Source organism: Polaromonas sp. P4_H1 (assembly GCF_056400945.1).
This window is the reverse complement of the sequence record NZ_JBFUKG010000008.1, coordinates 216770-231500: the sequence shown is the minus strand read 5'-3', so window position 1 is coordinate 231500 and position 14731 is coordinate 216770. Positions and strand designations below refer to the sequence as shown.

At 64.4% G+C, this 14731-nt stretch carries 12 protein-coding genes; 3 read left to right on the top strand and 9 right to left on the bottom strand.

The window, feature by feature from the left end; all coding sequences use genetic code 11:
* Positions 1-363: 363 nt before the first annotated feature.
* From AC1DS5_RS12750 to AC1DS5_RS12735, 4 genes are all read right to left on the bottom strand, one after another.
* A complete protein-coding gene (locus tag AC1DS5_RS12750) occupies positions 364-1185 on the bottom strand; it encodes an alpha/beta hydrolase (RefSeq protein ID WP_477718632.1) in 822 nt (273 codons plus the stop codon).
* Positions 1186-1255: 70 nt separating this feature from the next.
* A complete protein-coding gene (locus AC1DS5_RS12745; RefSeq protein WP_477718623.1) occupies positions 1256-2083 on the bottom strand; it encodes a proteasome-type protease in 828 nt (275 codons plus the stop codon).
* A 33-nt stretch (positions 2084-2116) separates the two neighbouring features.
* Positions 2117-4750, bottom strand: coding sequence for a DNA mismatch repair protein MutS (gene mutS / locus AC1DS5_RS12740; protein WP_477718622.1), 2634 nt, complete (start codon positions 4748-4750; stop codon positions 2117-2119).
* Positions 4751-4836: 86 nt separating this feature from the next.
* Positions 4837-7062, bottom strand: a complete 2226-nt coding sequence (locus tag AC1DS5_RS12735; RefSeq protein WP_477718621.1) for an FUSC family protein — start codon at positions 7060-7062, stop codon at positions 4837-4839.
* Positions 7063-7205: 143 nt separating this feature from the next.
* On the opposite strand from AC1DS5_RS12735, the gene AC1DS5_RS12730 reads away from it, so the two are divergent.
* From AC1DS5_RS12730 to AC1DS5_RS12720, 3 genes are read left to right on the top strand one after another with little or no spacing between them, the layout of a single operon-like run.
* Positions 7206-8558, top strand: coding sequence for an NAD(P)/FAD-dependent oxidoreductase (locus tag AC1DS5_RS12730; protein ID WP_477718620.1), 1353 nt, complete (start codon positions 7206-7208; stop codon positions 8556-8558).
* A 22-nt stretch (positions 8559-8580) separates the two neighbouring features.
* The gene (locus AC1DS5_RS12725; RefSeq protein WP_477718619.1) at positions 8581-9396 is read left to right on the top strand and encodes a lysophospholipid acyltransferase family protein; all 816 of its coding nucleotides are present in this window, start codon (positions 8581-8583) and stop codon (positions 9394-9396) included.
* A 42-nt stretch (positions 9397-9438) separates the two neighbouring features.
* Entirely contained in the window at positions 9439-10215 is a 777-nt protein-coding gene (locus AC1DS5_RS12720; RefSeq protein ID WP_477718618.1) for a glycosyltransferase family 2 protein, read from the top strand.
* A gap of 146 nt (positions 10216-10361) precedes the next feature.
* On the opposite strand, the gene AC1DS5_RS12715 is transcribed toward AC1DS5_RS12720, so the two are convergent.
* The 5 genes from AC1DS5_RS12715 to AC1DS5_RS12695 form a co-directional block, all read right to left on the bottom strand.
* Complete coding sequence (locus AC1DS5_RS12715) at positions 10362-11132, bottom strand: class I SAM-dependent methyltransferase (RefSeq protein ID WP_011484214.1); 771 nt, start codon at positions 11130-11132, stop codon at positions 10362-10364.
* Between the two features lie 250 nt (positions 11133-11382).
* Positions 11383-12114, bottom strand: a complete 732-nt coding sequence (gene fabG / locus AC1DS5_RS12710; protein WP_477718617.1) for a 3-oxoacyl-ACP reductase FabG — start codon at positions 12112-12114, stop codon at positions 11383-11385.
* Positions 12115-12141: 27 nt separating this feature from the next.
* Complete coding sequence (locus AC1DS5_RS12705) at positions 12142-12645, bottom strand: hotdog family protein (protein ID WP_477718616.1); 504 nt, start codon at positions 12643-12645, stop codon at positions 12142-12144.
* Positions 12642-13475 carry a beta-ketoacyl synthase chain length factor gene (locus tag AC1DS5_RS12700; protein WP_477718615.1) on the bottom strand — a complete coding sequence of 278 codons (834 nt, stop codon included), beginning with the start codon at positions 13473-13475 and terminating at the stop codon, positions 12642-12644. The genes AC1DS5_RS12705 and AC1DS5_RS12700 overlap by 4 nt, the downstream gene beginning before the upstream one ends.
* A gap of 25 nt (positions 13476-13500) precedes the next feature.
* Entirely contained in the window at positions 13501-14697 is a 1197-nt protein-coding gene (locus tag AC1DS5_RS12695; RefSeq protein WP_477718631.1) for a beta-ketoacyl-[acyl-carrier-protein] synthase family protein, read from the bottom strand.
* Positions 14698-14731: the final 34 nt, after the last annotated feature.

The window sequence follows — 14731 nt, the reverse complement described above, 5'->3', positions numbered from 1 at the left end:
GACCGTGGGTCGGTAAAGCTGGTGCGGTGCTTGGACACGCCTGGGGCGAAGTCCTTTACCGAGATAAGCCCCGACTTCGCGAATCACCATAGGGGCCAGCAAGGCGAGGGTTCTGAAAGCCGCTTTGCAACGAAAAGGCCGGATATAAGCAAGCAGTCAATCCGCCCGGCCAGAACTTCCAATCAGCACTTGCCTCACGGAAGGCGTCCATATAAGCACCGCAGGCTGCCCGCAGCGAAGCGCAGGGACGCAGACAGCAGGGTCGCCTTTTGTTTGGTTACTTTATTTTGGCGAGACAAAATAAAGTGACGAGCCGCCGGGCTCCCCCCGGCCAGCAAGCCTCAGCAACCCCAACCCAGACAGTTAATCAGCAAAATTCCGCAGAGCCGCCTCGACAGCCGCCGCCGTAGCCTCAGGCTTCTCCATGGGAAACAGATGACTGCCATCAAGCATCATGATCCGCCCCTTCGTCACCTTCTCCGTCATGGCCATCCCGACCTGTTTCATCTCGGCCGACTGCCGCCCGCCGATGAAGGCGACCGGGCATTTGAGTGGATGCGCTTTTAGCAGGCTCTCCAGGTTGTCGGGCAGGGTGTTGTAGATGCTGGTTTCCACATCGCGGTCAAAGCTCAGCAGGCGCTGGCTGCCGGTGCCCGTGTCGGCATCGTGTGTGCCGTGCTCGATGTAGTCAATCAGCACCTGCTCATCCCACTGGGCAAAGGCTTTTTTGCTGCGGAAATGCGCCAGCACTTCGTCGCGGCCCAGCCACTGCTGTTTGCGCCTGCGGCTGATGGCGCCCGGCGAGATGGAGCCCACCAGCTGGGCGCGCTTGGCTACGCTGAGCGCAGTGGCGCGCCAGCCGCCCAGAATCGGCGAGTCAAGCATCAGCACTCCCTGCACGGGCAGGCCGCCCAGCACCGGGTTTCGCGCCGCGCACATCAGGCTTAAAAAACCGCCCAGCGAGTGGCCGACCAGGAAAGCGGGCTGGCCGGACTTTTCGACCTCCTGGCTGGTGAAGTCGGCAAGCTGCTGCACCAGGTGCGGCCAATTGCTGGTGACTGGGTAGCGCGGGTCGTGGCCGAATTTTTCAATCGCCTTGACCTGAAAGCCGCGGGCCTTGAGGCTCTTGAACAGCACGCCATAGGTGCTGGCGGGAAAACTATTGCCGTGCGAGAAGATGACCAGGGCTTTGGCGGGGGCGGTAGACGAGGTCGAGGAGGGAGAGGAGGGAGAGGAGGTAGAAGACGGCACGGGTTTAAATCAGCTTTTCGTTGGGACCGCTGATTTTCTTGAGCGGGTCATGGCGGCTTGCCGGCATTTTCAGGGGAATGTCTGTGTGCGCGTCGTCCCATACCGGGTCTTCAATGCTGTCGAACACTTCGCGCAGCCTCCTGCCCCAGTTGTTGTGCAGCATCGAGTAATAGGGGTTGCTGCTGTCGATGCAGACCACCTTGTCGCTCTGGAAGCTGTCAGCCTCATACACCACGAGGTCCAGCGGCATGCCCACCGAGAGATTGGACTTCATGGTCGAGTCCATCGACACCAGCGCGCATTTGGCGGCTTCCGCCAGCGGCGTCTCGGGGGTGATGACGCGGTCGAGAACCGGCTTGCCGTATTTCGATTCGCCCACCTGGAAGTAAGGCGTTTCACCCGTCGCTTCAATGAAGTTGCCGGCCGAGTACATCTGGAACAGGCGCATGCCTTCGCCCCGAATCTGGCCGCCAAAGATCAGCGAGACATTGAAATCGACATCGGCTTTCCGCAGGGCGTCGGCATCGCGGTCATAGACGTGGCGTATCGCCGAGCCCAGCACGCGGGCGGCATCGAACATGCTTTTGGCGTTCCAGATGGTGATGGATTCGCCGGTTTCGGCGTCCTTGATGTGCTCGATCTGGAGAATCTCGCGCACCGATTGCGAAATCGACAGGTTGCCGGCGGTCAGCAGCACCATGAAACGGTCGCCGGCCTTTTCATAGACGATCATTTTGCGGAAGGTGCTGATGTGGTCGAGTCCGGCATTGGTGCGGGAGTCTGACAAGAAGACCAGACCGGCATTCAGTTTGATGGCAGTGCAATAAGTCATGGCAGTTGGGTGAAGGGGTTTGGTATTTCGCATTCAAGCCAGCGCCGACAGCTTTTTTAGCTGGTAGAGCGCATCCAGCGCCTCACGGGGGCTCAGGGCATCAGGGTCTATCGTATCCAATGCCCTGTCAAGAGCAGTTTGTTCAGGTGCGGCTGTTGCTGGCGGAGCGGCAAAAAGATCCACCTGGGCGCGTGTTTCGGTTTGCTGCGTTTCCAGCGCATTCAGCGCGTGGCGGGCATGGGTGACCACCGCGCTGGGCACACCGGCGAGTTTTGCCACGGCAATGCCGTAGCTCTTGCTGGCAGGGCCGGGTTCGATGTGGTGCAGAAACACAATATTCGCCCCCGATTCCACGGCGCTGACATGGACATTGATGGCGCCATGGTGCTGCGCGGGGAACTCGGTCAGCTCAAAATAATGCGTGGCAAACAGGGTGAAGGCCTGGGTCTTGTTGTGCAGGTAGGCGGCAATCCCACCGGCGAGTGCCAAGCCGTCAAAGGTGGACGTGCCGCGGCCGATTTCATCCATCAGCACCAGCGAATGCGGCGTGGCGGTGTGCAGGATTTGCGCCGCCTCGGTCATCTCGAGCATGAAGGTGGACTGCGCGTTGGCCACGTCGTCGGCGGCGCCGATGCGGGTGTGGATGGCGTCTATGGGCCCGAGCCGGCAACGGGCGGCCGGCACGTAGGAGCCCACGCTGGCCAGCAGCACGATCAGCGCGACCTGGCGCATATAGGTGGATTTGCCGCCCATGTTGGGGCCGGTGATGACCTGCATGCGGTGTTTGCCGCTCAGGCTGCAATCATTGGCGATGAAGGAGCCGCCACCGGTTTCCGCCAGCCGCGCTTCAACCACCGGATGGCGGCCCTGGGTGATGTCGATGCAGGGTTCCTTCACAAACACCGGGGCGGCCCAGTTCAGCGTGAGCGAGCGCTCGGCCAGCGCGCACAGGGCGTCGAGCGAGGCGAGGGCGCGCGCCAGGCGGCTCAGCGCGGGAATGAAGGCCTGCAACTGGTCGAGCAACTGCTCGTACAGCCACTTTTCGCGTGCGAGTGCGCGCTCCTGCGCCGACAGGGCCTTGTCTTCAAAGGCCTTGAGTTCGGGCGTGATGTAGCGCTCGGCATTCTTCAGGGTCTGGCGGCGGCGGTAGTCGTCGGGCACCTTGTCGAGCTGGCCCTGCGTGACCTCGATGTAGAAGCCGTGCACCTTGTTGAACTGCACGCGCAGGTTGGCAATGCCGGTGCGGGCCTTTTCACGGCCTTCCAGCTCGAGCAGAAAGCCATCGCAGTTGGTCTGGATGGCGCGCAGTTCGTCGAGGTCGGCGTCGCAGCCGTGGTTGATGACGCCGCCGTCGCGAATCAGTGCGGCGGGCTCGTCGAGCACATAGCGGCCCAGCAATTCGGTGCATCCTGGCGGGGGCTGCAGATCCTCAAAAATTCGGGTCAACAGTTCCGGCAGCCCAGTACTTTCACCAGCGGCGTGCTCTGATTGTTGCTGCAGCTTGTCCAGGGTCTGGCGCAGCGCCACCAGTTCGCGCGGCCTGACTTGCCGCAGCGCGAGGCGGGCGGTGATGCGTTCGACATCGCTGCAGCCCTTGAGCCTGGCGCGCAGGGTTTGCTGTAGCCCCCCCCGCAAATGCGCAATCGCTTCGAGGCGGGCTTGAGCCTGCGCGCGGTCGCGGCGCGGGCTCAGCAGCCAGCTTTTCAGCGCGCGGCTGCCCATGCCGGTGCTGCAGGTGTCCAGCAGGGAAAACAGCGTGGGCGAATCTTCGCCGCGCAGGGTTTGCGTGAGTTCGAGGTTGCGGCGCGTGCTTTGGGGCAGTTCAATGAGTTCCCCCGACCGCACCACCTGCAGGCCCTGCACATGGGGCAGCGTGCGGCCCTGCGTATGTTCGGCGTAGCCCAGCAGCGCCGAGGCGGCGGCATGGGCCTCGTTCAGCGCTTCCGCATTCCATGAGGCCAGCGAAGCCACCTTGAGCTGTTCGAGCAAGCGGCGCGCGCCCAGCGCCCCGTCAAACTGCCAGGCCGGGCGCGCGCTGGCCGCGCAGCGCTGGGTTTTCAGGCGCTGTTCAAACGCCGGCGTGACGTCGACGTTGTAGAGCAGTTCGCTGGGGTTGACACGCGCCAGCCAGGTTTCCAGTTCGTCATTGGCGCAATGCGCCAGGTGAATTTCACCCTGGGTGACGCTCAGCCAGGCCAGGCCGCAGGTGTTGCGCGCGCCCTGGTGCACGGCCAGCAAAATCGATTCGGCCTTGTCGTTCAGCAATTCGGTATCGGTGAGCGTGCCCGGCGTCACCACGCGCACTACCTTGCGCTCGACCGGGCCCTTGGATGTCGCGACGTCACCGACCTGCTCGCAGATGGCGACGGACTCGCCAAGCTTGATCAGTTTGGCCAGGTAGCCTTCCAGCGAATGAAAGGGAACGCCGGCCATCACCACCGGCTCGCCGCCCGACTGGCCGCGCCGCGTCAGCGTGATGTCGAGCAGGCGCGCGGCTTTTTCGGCATCGGCGAAAAAGACTTCGTAAAAGTCACCCATGCGGTAGAAGACCAGCGTGTCGGGATACCCGGCCTTGATGCCAAGGTACTGCTGCATCATGGGGGTGTGGCGCTCCAGCGGCCCGGCGGGATTGGTGTGTTCTGGGGTCACCCGGATGGTTTCACTCATGCTTTTGGTAGGACGTCGTGCAGTTCAATACTGACTGGTGCTGAATACTGCTGAAAACAGCATTATCAATGTCAATGTGGTCTGCTTCAGGCCAGTGCACGGGCCGCCGCCTGCCGCAGCTCCCGCGCCATGGCACAGGCCAGCGCCAGGCGGCGCAGCAGCCAGGGGGTCAGGTCGGTTGCCACGAGGGGGTCGGGCCGGGGCTGGAAGGGCTGGCCGGCAATCGGGAGTTCGACGGCCTGCGGTGTAGCTGCGGTGCCGGACAGTTCAGCCGCAATATGCTCGGCGGCCTGCGCCAGCGCGGGGCCGGCCACCGACAAATCCAGTTGCGCGCGGCGCAGCAGGAGCAGTGACTTGACGGCCGTGAGTTGGGCCAGCAGCTGGTAGCTGCGTGCCTGCAGGGCCTCCAGCGGCTCTAGCGGCGGCCTGACCTGGCGCGGTTCGGCCAGGGTGCGCTGGGTGGCCAGGGTCAACTCCGAGAGGCTGTTGTACGCGTCACGGCGGGCCAGCCGCCAGGGCAGGTCCGAGGTTTGCGGGCCGCCGAGCAGGGCCAGGGCCAGCCGGGCATGCCGGATCTGCGCCTGCACGCTGCGCCGTACCAGGCCCGGAATCTGGTTGCGCTCCCAGGCTGGCAGGACATAGCTGAAGATCCAGGCGATCAGGGCGCCGAGCAGGGTGTCGGCCAGCCGTTCGCCCACCGCGAAAGTGAATTGCTCGCCGGCCAGCAGCAGGTGGGCCTGCAGCAGGCCGGAAACCGTCGCGGCGATGGAGGTGAAGAGATAGCGGCGCAGGGCAAAGGCATGCGCCAGCCCCATGCTCAGCGCCACCACGAAGAAGATGCTGCGGGCGCCCGGATGGATGGCCAGTATCGCCATGACCAGCCCGCAGCCCAGCAAGGTGCCGCCCACGCGCGCATTGCGGCGCTGCACGGTTTGCGCGAGGTTGCCGCGCATCACGACGACGATGGTGAGCAGGATCCAGTATTCATGCGCCACCCAGGGCAGGCGCAGGGACACGAGGTAGCCGGCGCCGACTGCCAGCGTGGCGCGCAGCGCATAGCGCAGCGTGGGCGCGCGCCAGGTCAGCTGGCCCAGCAGCGGCTTCCACGACCAGGTGGTGGCGCTGACAAAGAGCTGCCATTGCGTGCGCACGGCCGCCAGCTCGGGTGCCAGGTCGCCACGCGCCAGGGTGGCAATTTTCACCGCCTCGTCGTTGATGTGGCCGATGCGGTCCGCCATGTTGTGCAGCAGCGCCACGGTATCGGGTAGCTGTGTTTGCAGCGGATCGGGCTCCAGCGCGTTCAGCAGGGCGGTGCGCGGCGGCAGCACGCCGGCCAGCTGCGCGCGCAGGTCGTCCATGGCGTCAATCGCATGGCCTGATTTGCCCAGCAGCAGGGACAGGCTGAGCGCCTCCAGCCCGCTGGCGGTGGCATTGAGCGCCTGCTGCAGCGCCGGCAGGGTAGCGGTGCCGGCGCTGTGGTCCAGCAGGATGTCGAGGTCCAGGTCGCAGGCCAGCTGGTGGTCGCGCGCTTCGAGCAGGCTGAGCAGCATGGCGGCCAGGCGCTGGCGCGGCGGCGTGGTGGGCGACTCCAGCACCACGTCGCGCGTGTTTTGCAGGTGGTCTGCCAGCTCTGCCTGCTGCTGCAGCATGCTGGCCAGCAGCGCCTGGTGGTCGGGCTGCGGGGCGAAACGCCGGGCCTGGGTGCGCAGGATTTGGGCAAAGCTGTTCAGGCATTCGGCCAGCAGCTGGGTGCGATAGCGCTGGTTGAGCAGGTGGGTGGTGAGCACGGCCCAGAGCAGGTACAGCACGGCGCCGGCCAGAAACCAGCCGGCATCCAGGGCGATCTGCTCCAGCGAGTCGACAGGTGGCGCGGCCATCGAAAACAGCATGGCGAACATCAGTGAAAAGCAGATGGGGCCGCCGCGCTTGCCCCAGGCCATCATCATGACGGCCAGGAAGGTGCCGGCTACCAGCACCACGCCCAGCAACACCGCGTCCTGGCGCACCAGCTGCACCAGCACGAACAGCGGCACCCCCAGCAGCGGGGCGGGCAGCATCTGCATGATCTTGCGCTTGCGCGGGGCGGGTACATCCGGCAGGCTGGTGACCAGGACGCCGACCGCGGCGGTAGAGGCCGCGGCCAGGCCGGCAGCCTCGAAGATGGCCAGCATGATCAGCACCAGGCCCAGCGAGACCGTGAGGCCATTGGCTACATACTGGCTCAGGACGACCCGCAACCAGCTTTTCGCCTGGCCCTGCAGGCGTGCTGCCAGCGGCAGCGGGGTGTTCAGGGCAGGCTGGGTGCGGTTCATGGTGCGTTGCACACACTTTACCCAATGGCGGCTGGGTGATGTGCGGCAAGTGGGGTGCTTGATGCGTGGTAAATTGCCCTGGTTGCCGGAATGCCGTCAATTCATTGCAATTGATGCCTATCCCACTCCAACGAAAGAACGCAATGACCGAACAGAGTTCACCGACCCCTACAATCCCGGAAACCCTGAGCGAATGCGACGTACTCGTGATCGGTGGTGGTCCGGCGGGGGCCACGGCAGGGGCGCTGTTGGCGCAACGGGGGCACAAGGTGGTGGTCCTCGAAAAAGAACACCATCCGCGCTTTCACATCGGCGAGTCGCTGCTGCCGGCCAACTTGCCATTGTTTGAAAAACTCGGCGTGGCTGATGCCGTCAAGGCCATCGGGATGGAGAAATGGGGCGCCGAATTTGTCTCGCCCTGGCATGAGGCCAAGAGCCAGACCTTCAAATTCGGCGACGCCTGGGACAAGTCCATGCCGTTTTCCTACCAGGTGCGGCGCTCCGAGTTCGACGAAATCCTGATCCGCAATGCCGCCCGCCTGGGCGCCGAAGTCATTGAAGGCTGCCGCGTCAAGGACGTCGCGTTTGCGGCCGACCATGGCAGCGCTACGGTGCATGCGCAGCACGAGGATGGCCGCGTCCAGCACTGGCGCGCCCGCTTTGTGGTGGACGCCTCGGGGCGGGACACCTTGCTGGGCAAGCAGTTCGACGTCAAACGCCGCAATCCCAAGCACAACAGTTCTGCGCTTTATGGTCACTTCACCGGTGCCAGCCGGCATCCGGGCCAGGACGAAGGCAACATCACCATCTTCTGGTTCGAGCATGGCTGGTTCTGGTTGATCCCGTTGGCGGACGGCTTCACCAGCATCGGTGCCGTGGTCTGGCCGCATTATTTGAAGAGCCGCACCACGCCCGTCAGGGATTTTTTCCTCGACACGATTGCGATGTGCCCGGCCCTGAGCGAGCGGCTGGCCCACGCGACGCTGGCCTCCGAAGTGGAGGCGACCGGCAACTTCTCTTACGCCTGCGACCGCACGCACGGCCCCAACTACGTGATGATTGGCGATGCCTTCACCTTCATTGACCCGGTATTTTCGTCCGGCGTCATGCTGGCGATGCAGGGCGGCTTTGTCGGGGCCGAGACGGTCGATACCTGCCTGCGCGAACCCGCCAAAGCCGCGTCGGCACTGGCGCATTTTGACCAGCAGGTGCGGTTGGGCCCCAAGGAGTTTTCCTGGTTCATCTACCGCGTGACCAACCCGACCATGCGCGACATGTTCATGGATCCGAGCAATGTGTGGCGCGTGAAAGAAGCGTTGCTGTCAATGCTGGCCGGCGATATTTTTGGCAAAACACCGATCTGGCGGTCACTGGCGGTGCTCAAGGGCATTTTCTACATTGCATCAGCCTGGAATCTCAAACGCTCGTGGCAGGCCATGCGCATGCGCAAGGCCAACATTCGCGTCGTAGAGGGTGCTGAAACGGCTGCGCGCTAGGGCCGGCCACAGGCCTGACTTTATGGAACACAAGCCCCATGCTGTGCTGAACGAACACCTCAAGCTGCACGCCGCTCGCAGGGCCCTGCATGAAACCATCAGGCTGCACTTGGGCTTCGCGCTGCTGGGCGTGATCTGCCTGACCGTGACCTTGCTGGCCTTGCCGATGCGCGCGCTCTTGCCGCGCGCGCTGAGCAAGCGGATAGGCCGCAAGCTGGTCAACCTGCTGGCCCGGGGTTACTTGCGTTTTCTGGTACTCATGGGGGCCTGCCGCTTTGACCTGGCCGCGCTTGATGTGCTGCAGGGAGAGCCGGCCATGTTAATAGCGCCCAATCATCCCTCGCTGCTCGACGCCGTGATGATTTTGTCGCGCCTGCCCAATGCGGCCTGCATCATGAAGGCCGAACTGGTCAACAGTGTCTTTTTTGGCGCGGGGGCACGGCTGACCGGCTACATCCGCAACACGCCGATCCGTACCATGGTGCAATTGGGCGTTGCCGATTTACGCCAGGGCAGCCATTTGCTGCTGTTTCCGGAGGGCACGCGCACCAACCGGTTTCCAGTGGGTGCGATGCAGGGGACGACGGGGCTGATCGCCAAAAATGCCGGCGTGCCGGTGCAGACGGTGTTTATCGAAACTGATTCGGCTTTTCTGGGCAAAGGCTGGTCGGTGTTCTGGACGCCTAAAATGCCCATCACTTACAGGGTCCGGCTTGGCAAGCGGTTTGATCCGCCCCAGCATACGGCGCATTTTGTCAGCGAGCTGGAGCAATACTTCCAGGCGGAGCTGGCGCATGCGCAGTTGCCCGACTTTCCTGCCAAGGCGCCGCCGGCCTGAACCGGGCCGCTTTCGCTTTTTCTCTATCTTTCTTTCCTGTCCATGAATGCTTTGTTGCCCAGCGCGTCCCGCACGCATCTTGTCCTGATTCCCAGCTACAACCCCGGCCCCAAGGTCTATGACACGGTGCGTTCGGCGCGCGCGCAGTGGACGCCTGTCTGGGTGGTGGTCGATGGCAGCACCGATGCCAGCGCCGAGGGCCTGCAGGCGATGGCGGCGCAGGATGAAGGCCTGCGGGTGATCGTGCTGCCGCACAACGTCGGCAAGGGCGCTGCCGTGCTGCACGGGCTGGACCTGGCCGCGGCGCAAGGCTTCACGCATGTGCTGACCATGGACTCCGATGGCCAGCATCCGGCGCCGCTGATTCCCGACTTCATGGCCACCTCCGCCGCCCAGCCCGCCGTCATGGTGCTGGGTGAGCCGGTGTTCGCGGCCGATGCGCCGCGCCTGCGCGTCAACGGCCGCAAGCTGTCGAACGGTTGGGCCAACCTGGAGACCCTGTGGGCCGGCATTGGCGATTCGCTGTTCGGCTTTCGCGTCTACCCGATTGCGCCGCTGCGCGAGGTGATGCATGGGCAGCGCTGGATGCGCCGTTTTGACTTTGACCCCGAGGCGGCGGTGCGCATGTGCTGGCGCGGCGTCAAGCCGGTCAACCTGCCGGCCACCGTCAGATATTTTCGCGCCGACGAAGGCGGGGTCTCGCACTTCAACTACCTGCGCGACAACCTCTTGCTGAGCTGGATGCACTCGCGCCTGTTTCTGGGGTTTGTGCTGCGTCTGCCCGTGTTGCTGGCGAGGCGCTTGTTCGGGCGCCCATGAACAATCCTGGGAGTTTTTTGCTGGAGCGGCAGCTGAGCGCAGCCAGTGGGTGCTGGCGGTTCAGGCTGGGCTGGCGCTTCTCCCCCTGGTGACGGTGTTCGTCCCAAAGCCAGTGTTCATGATGCCTGCCTTCCTGCGGCAGGCCGTCAACTGGCGTTCCCGGGTTTGATCGCCTGGTATTCCGAAAACACGCCAACCTCCAGGTGTTGCTTGACCTGCGTCAGCCCGGCCGCCCTCAGTGTGGCCATGACCTGTTCGGGAGGGACGCAGGCTTCTATGCTGTCCCAGTAGTAACGCCAGATTGTTGCTGTATCTTTTTCCCGGGAAATAAACCGTGTCAGCAGCGGTATCACACCCCGCATGTAAGTTTTGAGCAGCCACTGTCCCAAGCCGCTTTTCGCCTGGGTTATTTCAAGGATGCACAGGCGGCCTCCGGGCTTCAATACCCGTTGAAACTCTGCAAACGCCACACCCAGGTCACTGATGTGGCGAAGTGCATAGCCCATGCTCAGGAAATCAAAGTGGTTGTCCGGAAAGGGCAATGATTCGGCCCGGCCCTCCATCAGCACCATGGTCTTGGGCAGCTTGCTGGCTGCCATCATGCCGGGGCTGGGATCAACCCCGGTGACCAAGGCGGGATCGCCGGCCAAGAGGCAGGCCTGCGCAGCAACCAGGCCGGTTCCCACGCCCACATCGAGCACTTTCATGCCCGCTTGCAAACCGCCCCGGATCAGGGCCTGGTGCCGGTAACGGGAACCGGTGCCCCATGCCAACATCGCCTCGATACGGTCGTAATCCGCAGCGGTATTGTCAAAGATCTTGCGCAAATAGGCTTGCCTATCCTGCTCTGTCTGGTAGTAATCAGTGAGCGGAATATGGGGTGCATGCGTCGTAGGGACGGGTTCGGAAGTCTTCATGGGGTATTTACCTCTAGACCTGAAACGGCAGTTGGACGCGCCGGGGGTGGGCCGTCATGGGCGTGCGTTGGCAAGGTGCGACGATGACGCAGGCTGATGTCTGCAAGGAGGAGCAACGCGGCCAGGCGTGCCCCGGGGGGCTTGATGGGGTGCGTTGTGCTCTCCCCTTGAGGTGATTGCCCTTGACGCTGGATCAGCCAGTTTTACACGTCTTTTTCAACAGTCAAGCGGATAACTGCTGGTTCGGGGGTCAGATCATGCCGCCATTGATGGAAATGATCTGCCCGCTGATGTAAGCCGCCCGCTCTGATGCCAGAAAACCGACGAGGTCGGCCACTTCATCGGCCCGGCCGGCCCGCTTCATCGGCACCATGCGTTCGATGACGTCGGAACTGAAGCTGCTATTGCTCATGGCCGTGTCAATGATGCCCGGCGCCACGGCGTTGACGGTGATGCCGCGGCTGGCCACTTCGAGGGCCAGCGATTTGGTGGCGGCGTGCAGGGCTCCCTTGGCCGCTGAATAGTTGACCTGGCCCCGGTTGCCGGCCACGGCGGCCACGGAGGTGATGGTGATGATGCGGCCCCAGCGGGTCCGTATCATCGGCAGCGTCAGGGGTTGGGTGACGTGAAAAAAGCCGTTGAGCGACACATCCAGCACGCGCTGCCATTGGGACAGCTGCATGCCGGGGAACACGGCGTCGTCGTGGATGCCGGCGTTGTTGACCAGCACCTGGATGGGCCCCTGTTCGAGCAGGGCCTCCAGTGCAGCCGCCGTGGCGGAGGCATCGGTGACATCAAAAGCCACGGCCTGCGCCTGACCGCCGTCGGCCGCGATGCTGGCCGCCACGGCCTGCGCCGTGGCCAGGTGGCTGTTGGCATGAACAATGACGCTGAAGCCGTCGGCCGCCAGGCGCCGGCAGATGGCCGAGCCGATGCCGCCGCTGCCGCCGGTGACAAGTGCACGTTTGAGGGGAGGGGTCATGAAGGTGTCCTGGAAAGGCCGGAGGGTTCAGCCCGCGCTGCCGCTGCCGTTGTTGACGGGGCTCGGCAAGAGGGCCGCATCGAGCACGACAACCGCACGCCCGCTGAGCAGGGTCTGGGTTCCGGCCTGCACCGTGAAGCTATAAAGCACGGTGTTGGCGTCCCCGGTCATCCGCTCCGCGCTGACGGTCAGGGGGCCGGGCACCGTGTCCAGCCGTTCGACATACAGGTTCACGCTACGCATGCTGGCCAGGTAGCCGGCGCGCGGTGGCGAGCTGCCGCCGACAGTGCCCGCAGCCGCCTCCGTCACCAGGGTGCCGTGCACCGCCATGGCTTGCGCCGCATATTCCACGCCGCAGGCCGCTCCCAGCCGGCCATGAGCCCGCAGCGGGTGGTCGGGGGCGCGATGGCTGCTGGCCTGGCAACGGATGTGGCTGTCGTCCCAAGCCGTGACGGTGTCGAGCAGGCACATGCTGCCCTGGTGGGGAATGCGGCGGGCGATGTCGTCCCGGTTCAGGGGCTGCCTGTTCATGGCGGCGCGACTTCCAGCGCCAGTTGCGTGCCTTCCAGGTAATCCAGTACCAGCGCTGCCGCCTGCTGTTGGGCAAGAGCCTGCAACAGAGGCAAGGCGCGGGCGGCCGGAATGGTCTGGCGCAGGAACTCCAGCCCGGCGTCGCTCATCACAGTGGCCGCAGCCGTGGTCAGGCCGTTGCCGCCCTGCAGCGTGATGCGGGCCACGCTGCGTGCGCTGGCGCCGGGGCGGATGACCAGCGCCACGCCCATCGTGTCGGGAACCGGCCGCTTGCTGCGCAGCGGTTCCGGGTAATCGGTGTCGTAGGCCACCAGCAGCACCGGGGTGTCGTCGATGACGGCCTGCGTCATCGCTTCCAGCAAGCTGGCGGCAAAGCTGCCGTCGTAGGCGCACAGCACCGACGAAGAGGGCATGGCGCCGGTGGAAATACTCCAGTAACCTGACGCCGCGTTGTGCACCGAGTTGTGAAAGCGGGTGGGTGAAATCAGCCGGTCGCTGGAGGCCAGCGCCGAGCAGATCTCGTGGCAATTGACACCGTCACCACTCGAGGACGTGAATACCGAGGGCAGTTCGGCGGCGCTAAGTCCGGCCGCGTCAACCGCCTCATGGCCGACCGCCAACGAAACCTTGATGACCGCACCGGCACGCCGGCGTTCCGCCGGTGGCAGCGACATTGGCGAGGGAAGCAGGGTTTTTTGCGGGGCATAGGGCGCCAGGCCAGCCAGGTGCTGGCGGCCTTCTTCCCAGCTGGAAAAACCGGGGCCTAACAGTCCTATGCCCTCGACAAAAACCGTGAGCGGGTTGGCGGCGGGTGGGTTGGATGCAGTCATATCCGGCGTTTCACGTATTCGGCATTCAGCCGGCGCGGCCAAAAACAAGGCTGCAGTTGGTGCCGCCGAAACCGAAAGAATTGCTGAGCACATGCGTCAGCGCCTGATCGCGGTTTTCCAGCAGGTAGTTGACCGGCAGGCTGGGGTCCACGCTGTCGGTGTTCACGCCGCCGGGCATGAAGCCCTGTTGCAGGGCCAGCGCGCTGATCACGGCCTCTATGCCACCGGCGGCTCCGAGCGTGTGGCCGGTCGCCCCCTTGGTGGAGCTGCAGGGCAGCGCATGCGCGCCAAAAACGGTGGCGACGGCCTTGCTCTCCGCCGCGTCGTTGGAGGGGGTGGCCGTGCCGTGCAGGTTGATGTAGTCGATCGCGCCGGGCTGCAGGCCCGCGCTGGCCAGTGCCTGCCGCATCGCCATGACTGCGCCCAGCCCGTCCGGATGCGGCGCCGACATGTGGTGCGCGTCGCTGGATTCACCGGCGCCGCGCAGCAGCACCGCGCTGGCGTCCAGACTGCCAGGCGTCCTCTCCAGCAGTGCAAAGGCCGCACCTTCGCCGATGGAGATGCCCTTGCGCGCGGCGTCAAAGGGTTGGCACGGGCTGCGCGATAGCAGATCCAGCGAGTTGAAGCCGTACAGCGTGGTCAGGCACAGCGAATCCACCCCGCCGACGATGGCCGCGTCAATCAGCCCGGCGGCCATCATGCGGCGGGCCGAAGCAAAGACCTTGGCGCTGGAAGAGCAGGCCGAAGACACCGTCACCGCCGGTCCTTCGAGACGGAAATACTCGCGCACGAAGGCTGTCACCGAGAAGGGGTTGTGCGTGGATGCATAAATAAAGCTGGCGGGCAGCGCGCCGGTGGCGGGGTCCAGGTCGCGGTAGGCGAGCTCGGTCTGCAGGATGCCGGAGGTGCTGGTGCCCAGAAAGATGCCGATTCGCCGGTGTCCTACGCGTGCGGCCACGTCCTGTACCGCCTGCTCGAAATTGTCTTGCCGCAGGGCCAGCCGGGCCAGCCGGTTGTTGCGGCAATCGAATGCCTGGAGTCCGGCAGGCAAGGCTTCGTCGGCCAGGCCCTCGACGGCCCCAATCCAGGTGGGCAGGTCAGCCGAATCGAAATCGCAGGGCTTCAGGCCGCTGCGCTGCGCCCGCAGCGAAGCCAGCGTCTCGCCCAAGCCTTGGCCGATGCAGCTGGTGGCGGTGAAATGGGAGAGCCAGAGCGGGTTCAGAAAAAACTAGCCAATCAAAAGATGAAGTGAGATG